This window comes from Streptomyces scopuliridis, assembly GCF_042790125.1.
Classification (GTDB): Bacteria; Actinomycetota; Actinomycetes; order Streptomycetales; family Streptomycetaceae; genus Streptomyces; species Streptomyces scopuliridis_A.
In genome coordinates this window covers 337396-356342 of record NZ_JBHTZS010000006.1, presented here as the reverse complement: position 1 = coordinate 356342, position 18947 = coordinate 337396, and the positions used below count along the sequence as shown (strand labels likewise).

Genomic DNA, 18947 nt, shown 5'->3' with positions numbered 1-18947 from the left:
TGCCCCTGCTCCTGAGGTGACCGCCGAGGCCGTCGAGGCTGCTGAGGCGCCCGAGGCCGGTGTGGCGGAGGAGGAGCCGGTGGCGGCGCCGCCGCGTGCGCGCCGTCGTGCGACGCGCAAGACCGCTGCCCCTGCTCCTGAGGTGACCGCCGAGGCCGTCGAGGCTGCTGAGGCGCCCGAGGCCGGTGTGGCGGAGGAGGAGCCGGTGGCGGCGCCGCCGCGCGCGCGCCGTCGTGCCACCCGCAAGACCGCCGCTCCCGAGCCCGCCGCTGAGCCCGTCGTCGAGGCCGCCGTCGCTGAGGCGCCCGAGGCCGCGGCTCCGGAGGTCGTGGCTCCGGAGGCCGTGGCTTCCGAGGAGACCCCCGCCGAGGAGACCGCGCCGGCCGGCCGTACGCGCCGCCGCGCCACCCGCAGGGCCACCGCGCCCGCCGGCGCGCCCGCGCCCGAAGCGAGCGCGAACGGCAACGGCAACGGAGCCCCGGCGGGCGAGAGCCTGCCGCAGGGCGCCGTCACACAGATCACCGCCGACGAGGCCGAGGTCGAGGCCGCCGAGAAGGCCGCCACGCGCGGCCGTACGCGCCGCCGCGCCGCCGCTCCGGAGACCGCCGCGGAGGAGAAGCCCGCGCCGAAGGCCGCGAAGAGCGAGACCGCGAAGAGCGAGACCGCGGAGACCGAGGCGCCCGAGCGCTCGCGCCGCCGCGCCACCCGGCCCGCCGTGGCCGTCTTCCGCGCGCCCGTCTTCACCGAGCCGATGTTCCAGACCCCGGAGACGGCCGCCGCCGCGGCCGCGGCCGGCACGCACCTGGACGACGCCGAGGACCTCGACGAGACCGAGGACGAGACGCGGACCGAGGCGGTGCGCGAGCCCGTCGCCGCGGAGCCCTCGGGGCGCCGCCGGCGTCGCCGTCGTGGCGAGTCCGCCGAGTCCGTGGAGGCCCCCAGGGCCGCCGCGGAGGCACCGCGGGAGCACGCCGAGGAGACCGCGGCCGAGGCCGACACGGAGCAGTCCGCCGAGGGCGACGACTCCGACGAGTACGAGGACCGTCCTTCGCGTCGCCGTCGCCGGGGCGGCCGTCGCCGTCGCCGCGGCGAGTCCGCGGACACCGAGGACACCACGGACGAGCAGGACGAGTCCGGGGCCCACGCCGAGGACGAGGACACCGGCAAGGACGGCGAGCGGGCCGAGCACGAGGAGGAGGACGAGGACCACGAGGAGGCCGAGGCCCTCTCGGGCGGCGGCTCCTCCAGCAGCCGGCGCCGCCGTCGCAGGCGCCGTCGCAGTGGTGACGGCGGTTCCGAGGCCGAGGCCGGCGGGGACGACCCGGAGCGTACGGTCGTCAAGGTCCGCGAGCCGCGCAAGAAGGAAGAGCGCGAGCCGAGCACCAGCTCCGACGAGGTGCAGTCCATCAAGGGCTCGACCCGTCTGGAGGCCAAGAAGCAGCGCCGCCGCGAGGGCCGCGAGCAGGGCCGCCGCCGGGTGCCGATCATCACCGAGGCGGAGTTCCTGGCGCGCCGCGAGGCCGTCGAGCGCGTGATGGTCGTCCGCCAGAACGGCGAGCGCACCCAGATCGGGGTCCTTGAGGACAACGTGCTCGTCGAGCACTACGTCAACAAGGAGCAGGCCACCAGCTACGTCGGCAACGTGTATCTGGGCAAGGTCCAGAACGTACTGCCGTCGATGGAGGCCGCCTTCGTCGACATCGGCAAGGGACGCAACGCCGTCCTGTACGCCGGTGAGGTCAACTTCGAGGCGCTGGGCATGGCCAACGGCCCGCGCCGGATCGAGACCGCGCTCAAGTCCGGCCAGTCGGTCCTCGTGCAGGTCACGAAGGACCCGATCGGCCACAAGGGCGCGCGGCTGACCAGCCAGGTGTCGCTGCCCGGCCGCTATCTGGTCTATGTGCCCGAGGGCTCGATGACCGGCATCAGCCGCAAGCTGCCCGACACCGAGCGGTCCCGGCTGAAGACCATCCTCAAGAAGATCGTCCCCGAGGACGCGGGCGTCATCGTCCGTACGGCCGCCGAGGGCGCCAGCGAGGACGAGCTGCGCCGCGATGTCGAGCGGCTCCAGTCGCAGTGGGAGGACATCAAGAAGAAGTCGAAGAGCGGCAACGCCCCGACGCTTCTCTACGGTGAGCCCGACATGACCGTCCGGGTCGTCCGCGACATCTTCAACGAGGACTTCTCGAAGGTCATCGTCAGCGGTGACGAGGCGTGGCAGACCATCCACGGCTATGTCGCGCATGTCGCGCCGGACCTCTCCGACCGGCTCTCGCGCTGGACGAGCGAGGTCGACGTCTTCGCGACGTACCGCATCGACGAGCAGCTGATGAAGGCGCTGGACCGCAAGGTCTGGCTGCCGAGCGGCGGTTCGCTGGTGATCGACAAGACCGAGGCCATGATCGTGGTCGACGTCAACACCGGGAAGTTCACCGGCCAGGGCGGCAACCTCGAAGAGACCGTCACCAGGAACAACCTGGAGGCGGCCGAGGAGATCGTGCGCCAGCTGCGGCTGCGCGACCTGGGCGGCATCGTCGTCATCGACTTCATCGACATGGTGCTCGAATCCAACCGGGATCTGGTGCTGCGGCGGCTGCTGGAGTGCCTGGGCCGGGACCGTACGAAGCACCAGGTCGCCGAGGTCACCTCGCTGGGTCTGGTGCAGATGACCCGGAAGCGGGTCGGCCAGGGGCTGCTGGAGTCCTTCTCCGAGACCTGTGTCCACTGCAACGGGCGCGGTGTGATCGTGCACATGGAGCAGCCCACGGCGGCCGGTGGCGGTGGCAACGGCAAGCGCTCCAAGAAGCGCGGTCGCGGTGGCGCCGCCGGTACGGAGCACGAGCACGAGCACGTCGAGATCGCGGCGGAGACCGAGATCGAGACCGAGGCGGAGGTGGCGGCGGAGGCAGCGGCCCCGGTCGCACTGGCCGAGCCGCTGTCGGACACGTTCGCGCCGGACGAGGAGCTGTTCAGCAGCGTGGCGGAGGCGGAGGCGTCCGTACGCGGGCGTTCCCGCCGCCGGGCGTCCCGCAAGGCGTCCGCCCCGGCGGGTTCGCCGAGGAGCGCGGAGCCGGAGCAGGTGCCGGCGCAGGTGGCCAGGACCGAGGCCCCGGCCGCCGAGACGCGCGTCGAGACGCCGGTGGAGCCGCCGGCAGCGGACGCGGCTCCGGCCGCCGGACCGGAGGCGCCCGCCGAGGAGGCGGCCCCCAAGGGGCGTACGCGCCGCCGGGCCACGCGCAAGGCGACGGCCCCGGCCGGTTCGCCGAAGGCCGCCGACGCGGAAGCCGCCGCCGAGGTGGTCCTGCCGGCGTCCGGGGAGCCCGAGTCCGTACCCGAGCCGACCGGGGCAGAGACCGCCGCCGTGGCGACGGCCGTGGCTGAGGCGCCCGCCGCCGAAGAGGCGCCGGTCGCGGCTCCGCCCCGGGCGCGCCGCAGGGTGACCCGCAAGGTCACCGCTCCGGCGGGGTCGCCCTCGGGCGCCGAGGACGCGGCGATCGTCGTGGTGGAGTCGGCCAGGGCGGAGGAGCCGGTCACGGTCGAGGAGCCCGCCGAGGCAGGAGAGCCCGCCGCCGAGGAGCCCGCGGCCCCGGCCAAGAAGGCGGTCCGCAAGACCGCCAAGACCGCCAAGAAGGCCACCACGGCCAAGAAGACGGCCGCCAAGAAGACGACGACGGCGAAGAAGACCGCGGCGAAGAAGACGACGGCCAAGAAGACGGCCAAGTCGACGACGAAGAAGACCGCGGCGGCCGAGCGTACGACGCCCTCCGGCGTCACCGCCTCCACGGAGGACTGACGCCGTCGTCCCCGCTCGCCGTACGGGCCGCGCATGAGCCCGTACGGCGACCGGGGAGGCGGGGGCTGGTTTGACCCCCTGTACAGGGGCCCCGTACTCTAAACCTTCGGTGTGTTCCTATGCGCGCCCACCTCTGAGCACCCACCTCCCGGATCTCCGGGGGAGGCCGCTCGTCCTGTCAGGAATCGCCACGGGCCCCGGCCCGTGCGGGCGGCTGGCATCAGAGGTTCCGTTCCGAGCGAGAGTGAGATCCGCGTGTACGCCATCGTGCGCAGCGGTGGTCGCCAGCACAAGGTTGCTGTCGGCGACATCGTTGAGGTTGACAAGATTCCCACTGCCAAGGTTGGCGACACGGTCGAGCTCTCGACCCTGCTCGTGGTCGACGGCGAGGCCGTCACCAGCGACCCGTGGGTGCTGGACGGCATCAAGGTCACGGCCGAGGTCGTGGACCACCACAAGGGCGCGAAGATCGACATCCTTCGCTACAAGAACAAGACCGGCTACCGCCGTCGCCAGGGTCACCGTCAGCAGTACACGGCGATCAAGGTCACCGGTATCCCCGCGGCTGCGAAGTAAGGGACTGAGGAGACATGGCACACAAGAAGGGCGCATCGTCCACTCGGAACGGGCGCGATTCCAATGCTCAGCGGCTCGGCGTGAAGCGCTTCGGCGGTCAGGTCGTCAACGCCGGTGAGATCCTGGTCCGCCAGCGCGGCACGCACTTCCACCCGGGCACCGGCGTCGGCCGTGGCGGCGACGACACGCTGTTCGCGCTGAACGCGGGCGCGGTGGAGTTCGGCACCAGCCGCGGCCGCAAGGTCGTGAACATCGTTCCGGTCGCCTGAGCACTGAGCATCAGGCGCCTGTAGCACGGTTTTTCGCGAGGGCGGACCTCACTTCCCGGTGACGGGAAGCGGGTCCGCCCTTCGCGTGTTGGACGTATGACATTTCCGTATGTACTGGAGGCAACCCCCATGACCACCTTCGTGGACCGCGTCGAGCTGCATGTCGCCGCGGGTAACGGAGGCCACGGCTGCGCCTCCGTACACCGTGAGAAGTTCAAGCCGCTGGGCGGACCCGACGGCGGCAACGGCGGCCGTGGCGGCGATGTCATCCTCGTCGTCGACCAGTCGGTGACGACGCTGCTCGACTACCACCACTCCCCGCACCGCAAGGCCACCAACGGCAAGCCCGGCGAGGGCGGCAACCGCTCCGGCAAGGACGGCCAGGACCTGGTCCTGCCGGTGCCCGACGGGACGGTCGTCCTCGACCGCAAGGGCACTGTCCTGGCCGACCTGGTCGGCGAGGGCACCACCTACGTCGCCGCCGAGGGCGGTCGCGGTGGTCTCGGCAACGCGGCGCTGGCCTCGGCCCGCCGCAAGGCCCCCGGCTTCGCGCTGCTCGGCGAGCCGGGCCGCGGCGGCGATGTCGTGCTGGAGCTGAAGACGGTCGCCGATGTGGCGCTCGTCGGCTACCCGAGCGCCGGCAAGTCCTCGCTGATCTCCGTCCTCTCGGCGGCCAAGCCCAAGATCGCGGACTACCCGTTCACCACGCTCGTCCCCAACCTGGGTGTGGTGACGGCGGGTTCCACCGTCTACACCATCGCGGACGTGCCCGGTCTGATCCCGGGCGCCAGCCAGGGCCGCGGTCTGGGCCTTGAGTTCCTGCGCCATGTCGAGCGCTGCTCCGTGCTCGTGCATGTGCTGGACACGGCCACGCTGGAGTCCGACCGCGACCCGGTGACCGACCTCGATGTGATCGAGGAGGAGCTGACGCAGTACGGCGGTCTCGACAACCGGCCGCGGATCGTCGTCCTCAACAAGACCGACATCCCGGACGGCAAGGATCTCGCCGAGATGATCAGGCCCGACCTGGAGAAGCGCGGCTACCGCGTCTTCGAGGTCTCGGCCGTGGCCCATCTGGGCCTCAGGGAACTGTCCTTCGCGCTCGCCGAGATCATCGCCAAGGCCCGCGCGGACAAGCCCAAGGAGGAGGCGACCCGGATCGTCATCCGCCCGAAGGCCGTCGACGACGCGGGCTTCACCGTCTCCCTGGAGGACGACGGGCTCTACCGGGTGCGCGGCGAGAAGCCGGAACGCTGGGTCCGCCAGACCGACTTCAGCAACGACGAGGCCGTCGGCTATCTCGCGGACCGGCTCAGCCGGCTCGGCGTCGAGGAGCAGCTGATGAAGGCCGGCGCGCGGTCGGGCGACGGAGTGGCCATCGGGCCCGAGGACGACGCGGTCGTCTTCGACTGGGAGCCGACGATGATGGCGGGCGCGGAGATGCTCGGCCGCCGCGGTGAGGACCACCGTCTTGAGGCACCCCGTCCGGCGGCGCAGCGGCGCCGGGACCGGGACGCCGAACGGGACGAGGCGCAGCGCGCGTACGACGAGTTCCACCCCTTCTAGGCCCTGTTGTCCGGCTGCTTCCGGAGCCGCGGGCTTCTGCTGACGGCCCGGGTGGTCACGGCTCTTCTCCGTGGTCACCCGGGCCGTCGTCGCGGTGGGTGAGCGCGGGGTCGCGTCGCGTAGGCTCTCATATGGGAGCCCCCGTGCTCCGACGTGAAACTTATGTGGTGTCCTTCACGTACGACTCCCGGCGCCGCACCACTGGCGCACCGGTCTTCGCAGGTGAATCAGGGGTTGCGTACCGGTGTCGCGGGGTTGTGGTCCACCTTGCACGACGATTGCCGCGGGTGGGACCATCGCTACATCCTCTGAGCCCGCAAGGTAGGTCAGTTCTGTGTCTGCAACATCCGCGTCGCCCACGAAGTCCCGCACCACCGCTGTCGTCCTGGCGGGCGGAACCGGTCAGCGTGTGGGCCTGTCGATCCCGAAGCAGTTGCTGAAGATCGCGGGGAAGGCGGTCATCGAGCACACGCTGTCGATCTTCGAGCGGAGTGACTCGATCGACGATGTGATCGTGCTGATGGCGCCTGGCTATGTGCCCGACGTGGAGAAGATCGTCGCGAAGGCCGGACTGGCGAAGGTCACCCGGATCATCGAGGGCGGCGCGACCCGGAACGAGACCACCGAGCGCGCCATCGCCGCCCTGGGCGAGGGCCTGGCCGCGGGCGAGGACCGCAACGTCCTGTTCCACGACGCCGTGCGCCCGCTGCTGTCGCAGCGCGTGATCAAGGACTGCGTGGACGCGCTGGAGCGTTACGAGGCCGTGGACGTCGCCATCCCGTCCGCGGACACGATCATCGTGACCCGTACGCACGGCGGCGACGGCGAGTTCATCACGGACGTCCCCGACCGGTCGCGGCTGCGGCGCGGCCAGACCCCGCAGGCGTTCAAGCTCTCCACCATCCGCAGGGCGTACGAGGTCGCCGCGGGCGACCCCAACTTCCAGGCCACCGACGACTGTTCGGTGGTGCTGAAGTACCTGCCGGACGTGCCGATCTATGTCGTCGCGGGCGACGAGTACAACATGAAGGTCACGCAGCCGGTCGATGTGTTCATCGCCGACAAGCTCTTCCAGCTGGCCTCCGCCGCCGCTCCGCAGCAGTCCTCGGACGACTCCTACCGTGAGCTGCTGGCCGGCAAGACCCTGGTCGTCTTCGGCGGCTCGTACGGCATCGGCGCGGACATCGCGCAGCTCGCCGAGTCCTTCGGCGCCACGGTGTACGCGCTGGGCCGCTCCACCACCGGTACGCATGTCGAGAACCCCGAGCATGTCGACGACGCGCTCTCGCGCGCCTACGCCGAGACGGGCCGGATCGACTACGTGATCAACACCGCGGGTGTGCTGCGCATCGGCAAGCTGGCCGAGACGGACAACACCACCATCCAGGAAGCGCTGAACGTCAACTACCTGGCGCCGGTGCAGATCGCGCGCGCCTCGTACAAGTACCTGGTGGAGACCAAGGGCCAGCTGCTGCTCTACACCTCCAGCAGCTACACCCGGGGCCGCGCGGAGTACAGCCTCTACTCGTCCACGAAGGCGGCCATGGTGAATCTCACCCAGGCGCTCTCCGACGAATGGGCCGGCGAGGGAATCCGCGTGAATTGCGTGAATCCCGAGCGCACCGCCACTCCCATGCGCACCAAGGCATTCGGCCAGGAGCCGGAGGGCTCACTGCTCTCCTCCGAGGCGGTCGCCAGGACCTCCCTCGATGTCCTGCTCTCCGAGCTGACCGGCCATGTCATCGACGTACGGCAGCAGGACCCGACCCGGGGCGCCTCCGAGGCCTCGGACTTCGAGCAGGCTCTGGCCGCTGTCCTGGACCGTCAGGAAGATGTGTAATAATTCTTGACAATCTTTGACACGGGCCTCTGTGGTCGCCGACGCGCGAACCACTGAGGCCCGAGTTCGTGAAGTTCTCCCTTCACATTTTCGTCGCAAGATTCTATTAGCCGGCACGGTCTGGAGCAGGTATTCCGTGATTTCGACAGCCATTCGCCTGGCCCGAGTGGGCAGCGGATCAGAGCTGGCAGCCGCACTACTTCTGGGGCTGAGTTTCCCGTGCGTCATGCTCGCCGCGATAATTCCCGATATCTGGATCTTCGCCGCGGCCGCGGCGGTGAGCTATCTCGCGGACACGTATCTGCACCAGCGCGGCAGCTATCTGGTGAACCGGCTCGCCAAGGTGCGGGCCGGTCTGTCGATCCGCTTCCTGATCCGGCAGATGCTGCTGGTGCTGCTGGTCGCGCGCTCGGGCCTCGGTGAGGACCGGATCTTCTATGTGACCGTTGTCGCCGTGCTCATGTTCTACGGGCTCCAGGCGCCGCACGGCGCGATCGTCACCCTGCTCCGGCTGCGCCGCAGGCTGCCGGTGGTCACCCGCAATATCGACCTCGGTGCCATCCGGATCCCCGACGCCCCGCCGCCCTGGCTGCTCAACCGCTCCGCCGAGAAGATGCTCCACCTGGACGTCTTCGCCATGGTCGGCGTGATCATCACGCTCCAGACCCGCGACAACCTCTACGGCTTCGCCGGGCTCGGCCTCAGCGTGCTCCTCGCCATCGGCTACATCGTCGCGCTGCTGCCGTATCTGCGGCCGAGCCGGCTCGTGCCCAACGCCGAGAAGGTGCTGAAGGCGGTGGACGGCTGGCTGGCCGACTACCGGCCGACCGTGATGCTCTACTTCTCCGGCTCCAAGGAGTCGGCGTACCAGGTCAACATGTGGCTGGAGACGATGGGGCAGCTCGACGGACGGCCGCTGATCGTCCTGCGCGAGCGCGTCATCGCGCAGCAGCTGGCCCCGACGGCGGTGCCGGTGCTCTGCGTCCCCGGCGGCGTGCATCTGATGAATCTGGATCTCTCGACGGTCCGGGTCGCGCTGTACGCGGCCAACGTCGGCAAGAACATCCATATGCTGCGCGTCCCGACCATGAAGCACGTCTTCATCGGCCACGGCGACAGCGACAAACTGGCCAGCGTCAACCCGTACAGCAAGGCGTACGACGAGGTGTGGACCGCAGGCCGGGCCGGACGCGACCGGTACGCGCTGGCCGATGTCGGGGTGCGGGACGAGGACATCGTCGAGGTGGGCCGCCCGCAGCTGGCCCCGATCGAGCCGGCGAGCGGTTCGACGAAGAACCCCATCCCCACGGTGCTGTACGCGCCCACGTGGGAGGGCTGGGACGACAGCCCCGGCAACACCTCTCTCCTGCTGGCCGGCGAGAACATCGTCAAGCGGCTGCTGAAGGCCGAGCGTCCCGTCCGGGTGCTGTACAAGCCGCACCCCTTCACCGGTACGCGCAGCGCCAAGGCGAAGGCCGTGCACGAGCGGATCATCGCGCTGGTCGAGAAGGCCGCCGCCGAACGCGCCACCGACGCCCGCTGGGCCCAGGACGCGGCCGGGCTCCGCGAGGAGCAGGGCGCGGCGCGGACCGAGCTGGCCCGGATCGGCGCGCGGCTGGCCGAGCTGTCCGGCGGGGCCGACGCGAGCAGGGACGAGGCGGAGGAGTCGCGCGACTCCAAGGCCGACCCGGCCAGGCAGGCGGAGCTGACGCGGCTGCGGCGCGAGTGGGACGCCGCGTACTGGCGTTCCTTCGGCTGGTGGGAGCACCGGGTCATCAGCGGCTCGGAGCCGGCCCTGTACGACTGCTTCAACGAGTCGGACGCGATGGTCTCCGACATCTCCAGCGTCGTGTCGGACTTCATCGCGAGCGGCAAGCCGTACGCGGTCACCGACTCGGCGGAGCTGGGCGCGGAGGAGTTCAAGCGGCAGAACACCGCAGTACGGGCCGCCGTGATCCTCTCCAACAGTGCGAAGGAGCTGGACCAGCTGCTCGCCGCGGTCGCGGACCCGTCCGCCGATCCGCTGACCGAGGCCCGTCATGAGCTGAAGCGCTATCTGCTGGGTCCGGACGAGCCGACCTCGATCGAGCAGTTCGACGCGGCGACACGGGCCCTGGCGGCGAAGTCGCTGGCCCGCAACGTGGGGGTCGAGCAGCGGCTCTCGGAGCCGGAGGCGGCTGCCGCGCCGGACGACTCCGCGCCGTCCGAGCCCCGCGCCGAGGACACGCCCGTGGGGGGCTGAGCCCTCGGCCACAGCGGCGACCGGGCCCGGCAGGGCGCCTACGGGCGTACTGCCGGGCCTTTGCCATGTCCGCCCGCTTGCAGTGTGGCGGGCGTCACACCGACAGGTGATCGAAGCAAGACAACCAACTTTCCATGGCACTTGTCTTGAATTGCGATGAACATTAAGTCTGTTCCTGACGTCAGTGTGATCGTCGGCGCGTACGAGGCGATGCCCTATCTGATCCGCTGCCTGGAGTCCGTCGAGGCCCAGACGCTGGGCTCCGACCGCATCGAGATCGTCGCCGTGGACGACGGCTCGACCGACGGCACGGGCGAATACCTGGAGGCGTTCGCCGCGCGGACGGCGATCCCGACCAGAGTGGTGCGCCAGGCCAACTCGGGCGGCCCCAGCGGGCCGCGCAACGTCGGACTCGGCATGGCGCGCGGCCGGTATGTCTTCTTCCTCGACGCCGATGACTACTTCGCCGACGAATCGCTGGAGCGCATGGTCGCCATGGCCGACCGCGCCGGCACCGACGTGGTGCTCGGCAAGGTCGAGGGCGTGAACCGGGGCGCTCCCGGCTCGATGTGGAACCGTACGGCGGAGCGCGTCGACATCTACACCTCACAGGTCATCTACACGCTGAGCGCGCAGAAGCTCTTCCGCCGCGAACTGATCGAACGGCTGGGGCTGCGGTTCGACGAGACGCTGAAGACCGGTGAGGACGCCCTGTTCACGATGGAGGCGTACATCCGGGGCAACGGTGTCTCGGTGATCGCCGACTACACCTGCTACTACCTGGTCGGCCGCGACGACGGCAAGCATGTGACCAAGACCGGCGGCTACGCACTCCGCTTCGAGGCCACCGGCGCCCTCATGGCGCTCATCACCGCGCTGGTGCCCGCCGGTCCGAAGCGCGACCGGCTGATGGTCAGACCCTTCACGGTCGGACTGATCCAGCAGTTCGGCCACGGGACGCTCAAGCACCCCGGGCGGACCGCACAGCACAAGCTGGAGCTGGCGGCGCCGCTGATGGAGCGGTACTGGACGCCCGGCGTGGCCGCCCGCATCAAGGTCTCCGAACGGCTGCGGCTGGAGTGTGTCGCGCTGGGCCGGCTCGATCTGCTGGCGGACATGCTGGCCTTCATCAGGGCCGGGACCGTGCCCGAGGTCGTCCACCGGGGCCGCGCCCGTACCCCGTATCTCGTCTTCCCGCACTTCGGCGACAGGCGGAGCGGCCTCCAGGACGCGTCGTACGAGGTGACCGTGCCCGACTGGCTCGGCAAGCCGGGACTGCGGCGCATCGAGGCGCCCAAGGCCGTACGCCGGCGCAAGTCGCTGCCGCGCCGGGTGGCCCGCAGGGTGCGCACCCAGTTACGGACCCTGGCCGTGCTGAGGGCGCACGGTCCCGCGTCAACCAGGTTCGGACCGTGAGGAGTTGGGCGGTACCGGGGAGGTGCGCCGGGAAACGCGGCGGCGCGGTACGGCGGTGAGGCCCCGCGCGTCCGCCCGCGCGGGGCCGGCGAGTGCGCGTCCGCGCACACCCGGGCGCCCTTTCGTGCACCCCGTATGCACCGGTTCACTCTCCCGAGGTGACCAGCGGCGGGCCGCACAGGAAATCGTAGGTAAAATCGGACTGTCGGGCGACGCCCGGACAGCATCGGCATCTCAGCAGGGATAGGGATAGTGAAGGCTCTCGTACTGTCCGGCGGGGCGGGTACCCGTCTGCGCCCCATCACGCACACCTCCGCGAAACAGCTGGTCCCCGTAGCCAACAAGCCCGTGCTCTTCTACGGGCTCGAAGCCATCGCCGAGGCGGGGATCACCGAGGTCGGCGTGATCGTCGGCGACACCGCGGACGAGATCCGCGAGGCGGTGGGTGACGGCTCGCAGTTCGGCATAAAGGTCACCTACCTCCAGCAGGACGCCCCTCTCGGGCTGGCGCACGCCGTCCTCATCGCCCGTGAGTTCCTGGGCGAGGACGATTTCGTGATGTACCTCGGTGACAACTTCATCGTCGGTGGCATCACGGGCCTGGTCGACGGCTTCCGCGCGGACCGCCCCGAGGCGCAGATCCTGCTCACGAAGGTCCCCAACCCCACCTCCTTCGGCGTGGCCGAACTCGACGGCGCGGGCAGGGTGGTGGCCCTGGAGGAGAAGCCCAAGGAGCCGAAGAGCGATCTCGCGCTCGTCGGTGTCTATCTCTTCACCCCGGCCATCCATGAGGCCGTGCGCTCGATCGAGCCCTCCTGGCGCGGTGAGTTGGAGATCACCCACGCCATCCAGTGGCTGATCGACCAGCGGCGCGATGTCCGTTCCACGACCATCTCCGGTTACTGGAAGGACACCGGCAACGTCGCCGACATGCTGGAGGTCAACCGCTCGGTGCTGGAGACCGTCGAGCCGTGCCGTGACGGCAGCGTCGACGAGGCGACGGAGATCATAGGGCGGGTCAGGATCGAGAAGGGCGCGCAGGTCACCGGCAGCCGGATCGTCGGTCCCGCGATCATCGGCGCGGACACGGTGGTCAGCGACGCCTATATCGGTCCCTTCACCTCGGTCTCCGAAGGATGCAGGATCGAGGACAGCGAGATCGAGTACTCCATCGTTCTGCGGGGTTCCTCGCTCACCGGCGTGCGCCGGGTGGAGGCATCGCTGATCGGCCGCGATGTCGAGATCACCCCCGCGCCCCGTAACCCGTCCGCCCACCGACTCGTCCTCGGTGACCACAGCAAGGTGCAGATCTCTTCATGACCGACAGGATTCTCGTGACCGGCGGTGCCGGTTTCATCGGCTCGCACTACGTCCGTACGGTCCTGGGCCCCCAGGGCCCCGGCGATGTCGCGCTGACCGTGCTCGACAAGCTCACCTACGCGGGCAACCCGGCCAACCTCGACGAGGTCCGCGACCATCCCGGGTTCTCCTTCGTCCAGGGCGACATCTGCGACCCCGAGCTGGTCGCCAAGCTGATGGCCGAGCACGACCAGGTGGTGCACTTCGCCGCGGAGTCGCATGTGGACCGCTCCATCGACGGCGGCGCGGAGTTCGTCCGTACGAACGTCGTGGGCACGCACACGCTGATCGACGCCGCGCACCGCGCCGGGGTCAAGACCTTCGTGCACATCTCCACCGACGAGGTCTACGGCTCGATCGACGAGGGCTCCTGGCCGGAGACCCATCCGCTGGAGCCCAACTCGCCCTACTCCTCGGCGAAGGCGTCCAGCGATCTGATCGCGCTCTCGTACCACCGCACGCACGGCCTCGATGTGCGGGTGACCCGCTGCTCCAACAACTACGGGCACCACCACTTCCCCGAGAAGGTCATCCCGCTGTTCATCACGAACCTGCTGGACGGCAAGAAGGTCCCGCTGTACGGCGACGGCGGCAACATCCGCGACTGGCTGCACATCGACGACCATGTGCAGGGCATCGAGCTGGTCCGTACGAAGGGCCGGGCCGGTGAGGTCTACAACATCGGCGGTGGCACGGAGCTGTCCAACAAGGAGCTGACCGGGCTTCTGCTGGAGGCCTGCGGAGCGGACTGGGACACCAGCGTCGAGTACGTCACCGACCGCAAGGGCCACGACCGCCGCTACTCCGTGGACTGCTCCAAGATCCGTACGGAGCTGGGGTACGAGCCCCGCAAGGACTTCGCGGCGGGCCTCGCGGAGACCGTGGAGTGGTACCGCGAGAACCGCGCCTGGTGGGAGCCGCTGAAGGGGCGTGCCGCGCTGTGAGCCGCTGGCTCGTCACCGGCGCCGGCGGCATGCTCGGCCAGGATCTGCTGGCCCGGCTCGCCGCGGCCGGGGAGAGCGCGGCCGGCCTGGACCGTACCGCGCTGGACATCACCGACCCCGGCGCGGCGCGCACCGCGCTGGCGGCCCATACGCCGGACGTCGTGGTCAACTGCGCCGCCTGGACGGCCGTGGACGACGCCGAGGCCAAGGAGGCCGAGGCGCTCGCCGTCAACGGCACGGGACCCCGGGTGCTCGCCGAGGCGTGCGAGGTCTCCGGCGCCGTCCTGATCCAGGTCTCCACGGACTACGTCTTCGCCGGTGACGCCCGGGCGCCCTACGGCGAGGACGACCCCACGGCCCCGCGCAGCGCCTACGGCCGCACCAAGCTGGCCGGGGAGCGCGCGGTCCTGGAGACCCTTCCGGAGACCGGGTTCGTGGTTCGTACGGCCTGGCTGTACGGCGCGGGCGGCGGCAACTTCGTCCGGACGATGATCAAGCTGGAGGGGATCAAGGACACCCTGGACGTGGTGGACGACCAGCTCGGCCAGCCCACCTGGACCGGCGACCTCGCGGACCGGCTGGTCCTGCTGGGGACGGCGGCCCTCGCGGGGACGGCCCCGGCCGGGGTCTACCACGGCACCAGCGGCGGTGAGACGACCTGGTTCGGTTTCACCAGGGAGATCTTCCGGCTGCTCGGCGCGGACCCGGAGCGGGTCCGTCCGACCACCAGTGAGGCGTTCGTACGCCCGGCTCCCCGGCCCGCGTACAGCGTGCTGGGACACGACCGGTGGAAGGCCGCCGGGATCGAACCGATCCGTGACTGGCGCACGGCGCTTGCAGAGGCGTTCCCGGCGTTGGTCCGGGCCGAGCGGGGCTGACGCCAAATGGGTGTTACTGGCCAGTAGATGTTTACGTACAACCTGTGGGCCCACTAAGTTCACTGAGAATCAATCCCTAGTTGTTGATTCTCAGTGAAGGGCCCCTTACGTGGATCGCCACGGCTTCCTGCGCCAACTGCACCGTGTGTACAAACCCCGCACCTATCTGGAGATCGGGGTAAATGACGGCCGCAGTCTGGCTCTGTCCCGGGTTCCGTCGGTCGCGGTCGACCCGGCGTTCCGGGTCGTCACGGACATCAGCTGCGATGTCCATCTGGTCAAGGCCACCAGCGACGACTTCTTCGCCCGCAAGGATCCCTTGATCCATCTGCGCAACGGCCGCAACCCGTTCCGCGCGCTCGCCCGGCGTGACCCGGTCAATCTCTTCGGCGGTGACCCGAAGCTGGAGCTGTCGTTCATCGACGGCATGCACCTCTTCGAGTTCGCGCTGCGCGACTTCATGAACGTCGAGAAGCACTCCCGCTGGTCCAGCGTGATCGTCCTGGACGACATGCTGCCGCGGGACGTCGACGAGGCGGCGCGCGACCGGCACACCAAGTTCTGGGCCGGAGACGTCTACAAGGTGGCCACGGTCCTGCGGCGGTACCGCCCCGACCTGCTGGTCGTCGACGTCGACACCGAGCCGACCGGGGTGGTGGCCATCTTCGGCGCCAATCCGGAGAGCACGGTGCTGAAGGACGCGTACGACAAGATCATCGAGGAGTACGTCGTACCGGACCCGCAGGACGTGCCCGAAGAGGTGCTCGTCCGTAAGAACGCGGTACGGCCCGAGGCGCTGCTCGGGGCCGGGTTCTGGCCCGCTCTGGCCCGCGCCCGCAATCTGCGCCGCTCGCGGTCGGCCTTCGCGCCGCTGCGCCGGCAGATCGAGGCGGTCACCGGCTGATCCGCCGGACCGTACGCAAGGGGCCCGGACGATTCATGATCGCCCGGGCCCCTTCGTATGCGCCTGTACGGCTCAGCCGCGGGCGGCCAGCTCCGCGTAGTACGCCGTGCACTCCTCGTACGACGGGAGCAGGCCCTGGGCCTCGGCCTCCGCGAGGGTCGGCGCCGCCGCGTCCTTGTCGGAGAGCAGCGGGGTGATGCCCTCGGGCCACTCGATACCGAGCGCCGGGTCCAGCGGGTTGATGCCGTGCTCACGCCCGGGGGCGTACCCCTCGGAGCACAGATAGACGACCGTCGCGTCGTCCGTCAGCGCCATGAACGCGTGACCGAGGCCCTCGGCGAGATAGACGGCGTGGTGATCCACATCGTCCAGCCGCACCGCCTCCCACCGCCGGTACGTGGGGGAACCCACCCGGATGTCCACGATGACGTCGAGGACCGCGCCGCGTACGCACTTCACGTACTTGGCCTGGCTGGGCGGCACATCGGCGAAGTGGATCCCGCGCAGGGTGCCGCGGCTGGACACCGAGCAGTTCGCCTGGGCGAGGTTCAGCGGGTGGCCGGCCGCCTCGGCGAAGTCCGAGGCCTTGAACCACTCGTGGAAGCTGCCGCGGCTGTCGGGGAAGACCTTCGGTTCATGTACCCAGGCGCCCGCGACCGAGAGCTGCCGCATGTGATCACGTCCTTGTTCTGTGTGCTTGTCGCTCATTGCTCGGGAGACTCGGGAGAAGAGGGCGACGCCGGTCAGAGACGGGCGGCGAGCCGGCGCACCTTCTTGCGCGCCGAGGAGGGCAGCCGGCGCACGATCGGACCGCCGGCCGAGCGGAGCACCCGGCGCAGCGTCGCCCGGCGGCGCTTCACCGTCACCGCCCGGACGAGCAGCGGATCGACGACCTCCAGACCGCTCTGGTCCAGCTGGATCCGGCCGCCCTGGCCCACGGGCACCTCGCAGAGCGGCAGCACGGGGCCCTTCGGCCCGTCCAGCCGCACCGACAGCTGCGCCTGCCCGGCCGGCAGGTCCGGCACCCGGGCGGGCACACCGAGGTGGGCCCGGCCCTGGTCGGGACGGAGGGTGGACGGCGCGGTCATGGTGTTGCCGTCCGCCGTGGTCAGCACCAACTCGACCGCCTTCGAACCGGACTTGGCGCCGGTGAACACATCGAGACGCAGCTCCGGACGGCTGCCGGGCATCCGCCGCGCGGGCCGGTCCGCCAGATAGGTGGCCATCTTCTTGGCGCGGCCCGCGACATCGAGGGTCAGGTTGCCGTGCGGGTCGGTGAAGTACGGGATCACCGGCCGCGCGGGCGAACCGAGCAGCGCGGGCAGGCACTTGGCGTCGACCGACTCCGCGCGGTCCGCGCCGAGCCTGGCCTTCCGTACCAGCCCCAGTCCGCGCAGCGGCACCCAGATGTCCCAGAAACCGCGGGAGACCCGGCCGCGGCCCTTGACCCCCTCGCTGGTGACCAGGCCGGTGCCGTGCAGGACGACCTCGTACGTGTCGTCGCCCAGCGCCTCGACCTTGGCGGTGAACTCCGCGGCGCACGGCCACTCGACGGCGGTCTCGCGGTTACGCAGCGAGACCTCGCCCTTGAAGCTGTCCATGTCGTCGGTGACATCGAGGAGTTCACCGTCCGGCAGCAGGCCCTCGGTGATGTCCGGGTGCAGGAAATAACGCTTGTCGCGGCGGACCAGCCGCAGCGGCTCCTGGTCCTCGCCGTGCACGAGACGACCGGTCACGGTGATCGCGGCCTTGCCGTCCGGCTGCCAGTCGAAGTCCTCCAGCCGGGCCGCGCCCTTCACCGACTTGGCGAAGCGGGCGATCTTCACCAGTCCCTGGCGGTCGTCGGCGCGCAGCAGCGTGGAGCGGAGTCTGACCAGCGCACCGAGGCCGTCGTGCACGCCGTCGTGCATGAACTCCTCGGCGAGCGGACGGATCGCGTCGCACATCTCGTCGAGGAACTCGGGCGTGTAGTTGACCACGGACGGCTCGCTCAGCCGGCCGAGCATCTCGACCCGGTAGAAGCGGCGCAGCAGCCGGTCCCGGAATTCGCCCGGCTCGGTGTTCTCCACGACGACCTTGAGGACCTCGCGCAGGTTGCCGTAGTAGCCGGCCGGAACGATCTTGGCGGAGCCGGCGTTCTGGCCGTCGTCCCGCTTCGAGTAGTAGTAGCAGGTGTAACTCCCCAGGATCGATACGACCTTGGCGGGGAAATACGCCTGCATCATGTACAGCTGGTCCTCCAGGCGACGCTTGCCCTCGGGGTAGGCGATGCCGTTCTCGCGCAGGAACTCCGTACGGAACATCTTGTGCGGCGTGAGGCTGTCGTACAGCGGCGCGGTACTCAGATCGCACTTCTCGCGATTCTTCTTGAACACGCCGTGCGGGACACCGCGGAAATTGGAAGCGACCTTGCCGATCACGATGTCGGAGCCGTTGCGGTGACCCATCTCATACAGCCGTCGCAGCGCGTCGGACGCCATGTGGTCGTCCTGGTCGACGAACTGGACGTACTCCCCCTTGGCCTCGGCGACACCGATGTTTCTCGGCTTGCCGGGCCAGCCCGAGTTGGGGATGTGGATCACGCGGAAATGAGGGTGCTCGGCCGCCAGCTTGTCCAGGCGGGCCGGGCTGTCGTCGGTCGACCCGTCGTTCACGAAGAGCACTTCGAAGTCGGCGGCCGGCAGCGTCTGGGCCAGCAGTGAATCGATGCAGGGGTCGATGTACTTACCCGGGTTGTACACCGGAATGACGACGCTCACTTTTACTGGCATTACTGATGGCCCATCTCGTGTGTGGTTGCGCGGGCGGTTCAAGTGGGGGGAGTCGCCGCCATCGGCGAGCGTACGGGCGCCGTGGAGGCCAGCTTATCTCTGCGCGGGCGGGGACGTTTCCCGACTGTTGTTACACCTGACAGACTGTCTTCACCGGCATCGGGTTGTGCCGGAGGCGCGGGTTTGACGCGGGGACGGGCTCACCGGCCGGCCGGAAACGGGCCCACCGGCCGCGTCCCACCCACTGAAATGCCTCGTCGGCCGGGGAATCGCCCGCGTACGCTGAGCGACCGGCGGACGACCGGCCGGCAGCGGCCGGCCGGTGAGGTGTGGCCGACAGTGAGAGCAGAGGCACAGCACGTGGCAGCGGCACGGCAGAGCGCGACGGC

The 18947-nt window shown here is 69.9% G+C and carries 13 protein-coding genes; 11 read left to right on the top strand and 2 right to left on the bottom strand.

Annotated elements, in window-relative coordinates; translation table 11 throughout:
• The 11 genes from ACFRKB_RS12845 to ACFRKB_RS12795 form a co-directional block, all read left to right on the top strand.
• Positions 1 to 3793, top strand: a 3793-nt coding sequence (locus tag ACFRKB_RS12845; protein ID WP_383105640.1) for an Rne/Rng family ribonuclease, incomplete at its 5' end; no start/stop codon positions are given.
• Between the two features lie 255 nt (positions 3794 to 4048).
• Positions 4049 to 4369: a 50S ribosomal protein L21 gene (gene rplU, locus ACFRKB_RS12840; protein WP_365972702.1), complete on the top strand. Its 321-nt coding sequence runs from the start codon at positions 4049 to 4051 to the stop codon at positions 4367 to 4369.
• 14 nt (positions 4370 to 4383) lie between these two features.
• The gene (rpmA, locus tag ACFRKB_RS12835) at positions 4384 to 4638 is read left to right on the top strand and encodes a 50S ribosomal protein L27 (RefSeq protein WP_365972703.1); all 255 of its coding nucleotides are present in this window, start codon (positions 4384 to 4386) and stop codon (positions 4636 to 4638) included.
• Between the two features lie 129 nt (positions 4639 to 4767).
• The gene (gene obgE, locus ACFRKB_RS12830; protein ID WP_383105638.1) at positions 4768 to 6204 is read left to right on the top strand and encodes a GTPase ObgE; all 1437 of its coding nucleotides are present in this window, start codon (positions 4768 to 4770) and stop codon (positions 6202 to 6204) included.
• 334 nt (positions 6205 to 6538) lie between these two features.
• Complete coding sequence (locus tag ACFRKB_RS12825) at positions 6539 to 8044, top strand: SDR family NAD(P)-dependent oxidoreductase (protein ID WP_383105637.1); 1506 nt, start codon at positions 6539 to 6541, stop codon at positions 8042 to 8044.
• A gap of 136 nt (positions 8045 to 8180) precedes the next feature.
• The gene (locus ACFRKB_RS12820; protein WP_383105636.1) at positions 8181 to 10286 is read left to right on the top strand and encodes a hypothetical protein; all 2106 of its coding nucleotides are present in this window, start codon (positions 8181 to 8183) and stop codon (positions 10284 to 10286) included.
• Between the two features lie 156 nt (positions 10287 to 10442).
• Complete coding sequence (locus ACFRKB_RS12815) at positions 10443 to 11702, top strand: glycosyltransferase family 2 protein (RefSeq protein WP_383105634.1); 1260 nt, start codon at positions 10443 to 10445, stop codon at positions 11700 to 11702.
• 252 nt (positions 11703 to 11954) lie between these two features.
• Complete coding sequence (locus ACFRKB_RS12810; protein ID WP_383105633.1) at positions 11955 to 13022, top strand: glucose-1-phosphate thymidylyltransferase; 1068 nt, start codon at positions 11955 to 11957, stop codon at positions 13020 to 13022.
• Positions 13019 to 14005, top strand: a complete 987-nt coding sequence (gene rfbB / locus ACFRKB_RS12805) for a dTDP-glucose 4,6-dehydratase (protein WP_383105632.1) — start codon at positions 13019 to 13021, stop codon at positions 14003 to 14005. Before ACFRKB_RS12810 ends, rfbB begins: the two co-directional genes overlap by 4 nt.
• Positions 14002 to 14883: a dTDP-4-dehydrorhamnose reductase gene (rfbD, locus tag ACFRKB_RS12800; protein ID WP_383105631.1), complete on the top strand. Its 882-nt coding sequence runs from the start codon at positions 14002 to 14004 to the stop codon at positions 14881 to 14883. Before rfbB ends, rfbD begins: the two co-directional genes overlap by 4 nt.
• A gap of 109 nt (positions 14884 to 14992) precedes the next feature.
• Positions 14993 to 15787, top strand: a complete 795-nt coding sequence (locus ACFRKB_RS12795) for an O-methyltransferase (protein WP_383105629.1) — start codon at positions 14993 to 14995, stop codon at positions 15785 to 15787.
• 72 nt (positions 15788 to 15859) lie between these two features.
• On the opposite strand, the gene rfbC is transcribed toward ACFRKB_RS12795, so the two are convergent.
• Together rfbC and ACFRKB_RS12785 are read right to left on the bottom strand one after the other, a co-directional pair.
• On the bottom strand, positions 15860 to 16459 hold the full coding sequence (gene rfbC, locus ACFRKB_RS12790) for a dTDP-4-dehydrorhamnose 3,5-epimerase (RefSeq protein ID WP_383105628.1): 600 nt from the start codon (positions 16457 to 16459) through the stop codon (positions 15860 to 15862).
• 71 nt (positions 16460 to 16530) lie between these two features.
• A complete protein-coding gene (locus ACFRKB_RS12785; RefSeq protein WP_383105627.1) occupies positions 16531 to 18546 on the bottom strand; it encodes a glycosyltransferase family 2 protein in 2016 nt (671 codons plus the stop codon).
• Positions 18547 to 18947 lie beyond the last annotated feature (401 nt).

Coding starts and splice junctions, on each gene's coding strand:
- rpmA (WP_365972703.1), top strand. CDS start 4,384: ATGGCACACAAGAAGGGCGCATCGTCCACTCGGAACGGGCGCGATTCC.
- obgE (WP_383105638.1), top strand. CDS start 4,768: ATGACCACCTTCGTGGACCGCGTCGAGCTGCATGTCGCCGCGGGTAAC.
- ACFRKB_RS12815 (WP_383105634.1), top strand. CDS start 10,443: ATGAACATTAAGTCTGTTCCTGACGTCAGTGTGATCGTCGGCGCGTAC.
- rfbB (WP_383105632.1), top strand. CDS start 13,019: ATGACCGACAGGATTCTCGTGACCGGCGGTGCCGGTTTCATCGGCTCG.
- rfbC (WP_383105628.1), bottom strand. CDS start 16,459: ATGCGGCAGCTCTCGGTCGCGGGCGCCTGGGTACATGAACCGAAGGTC.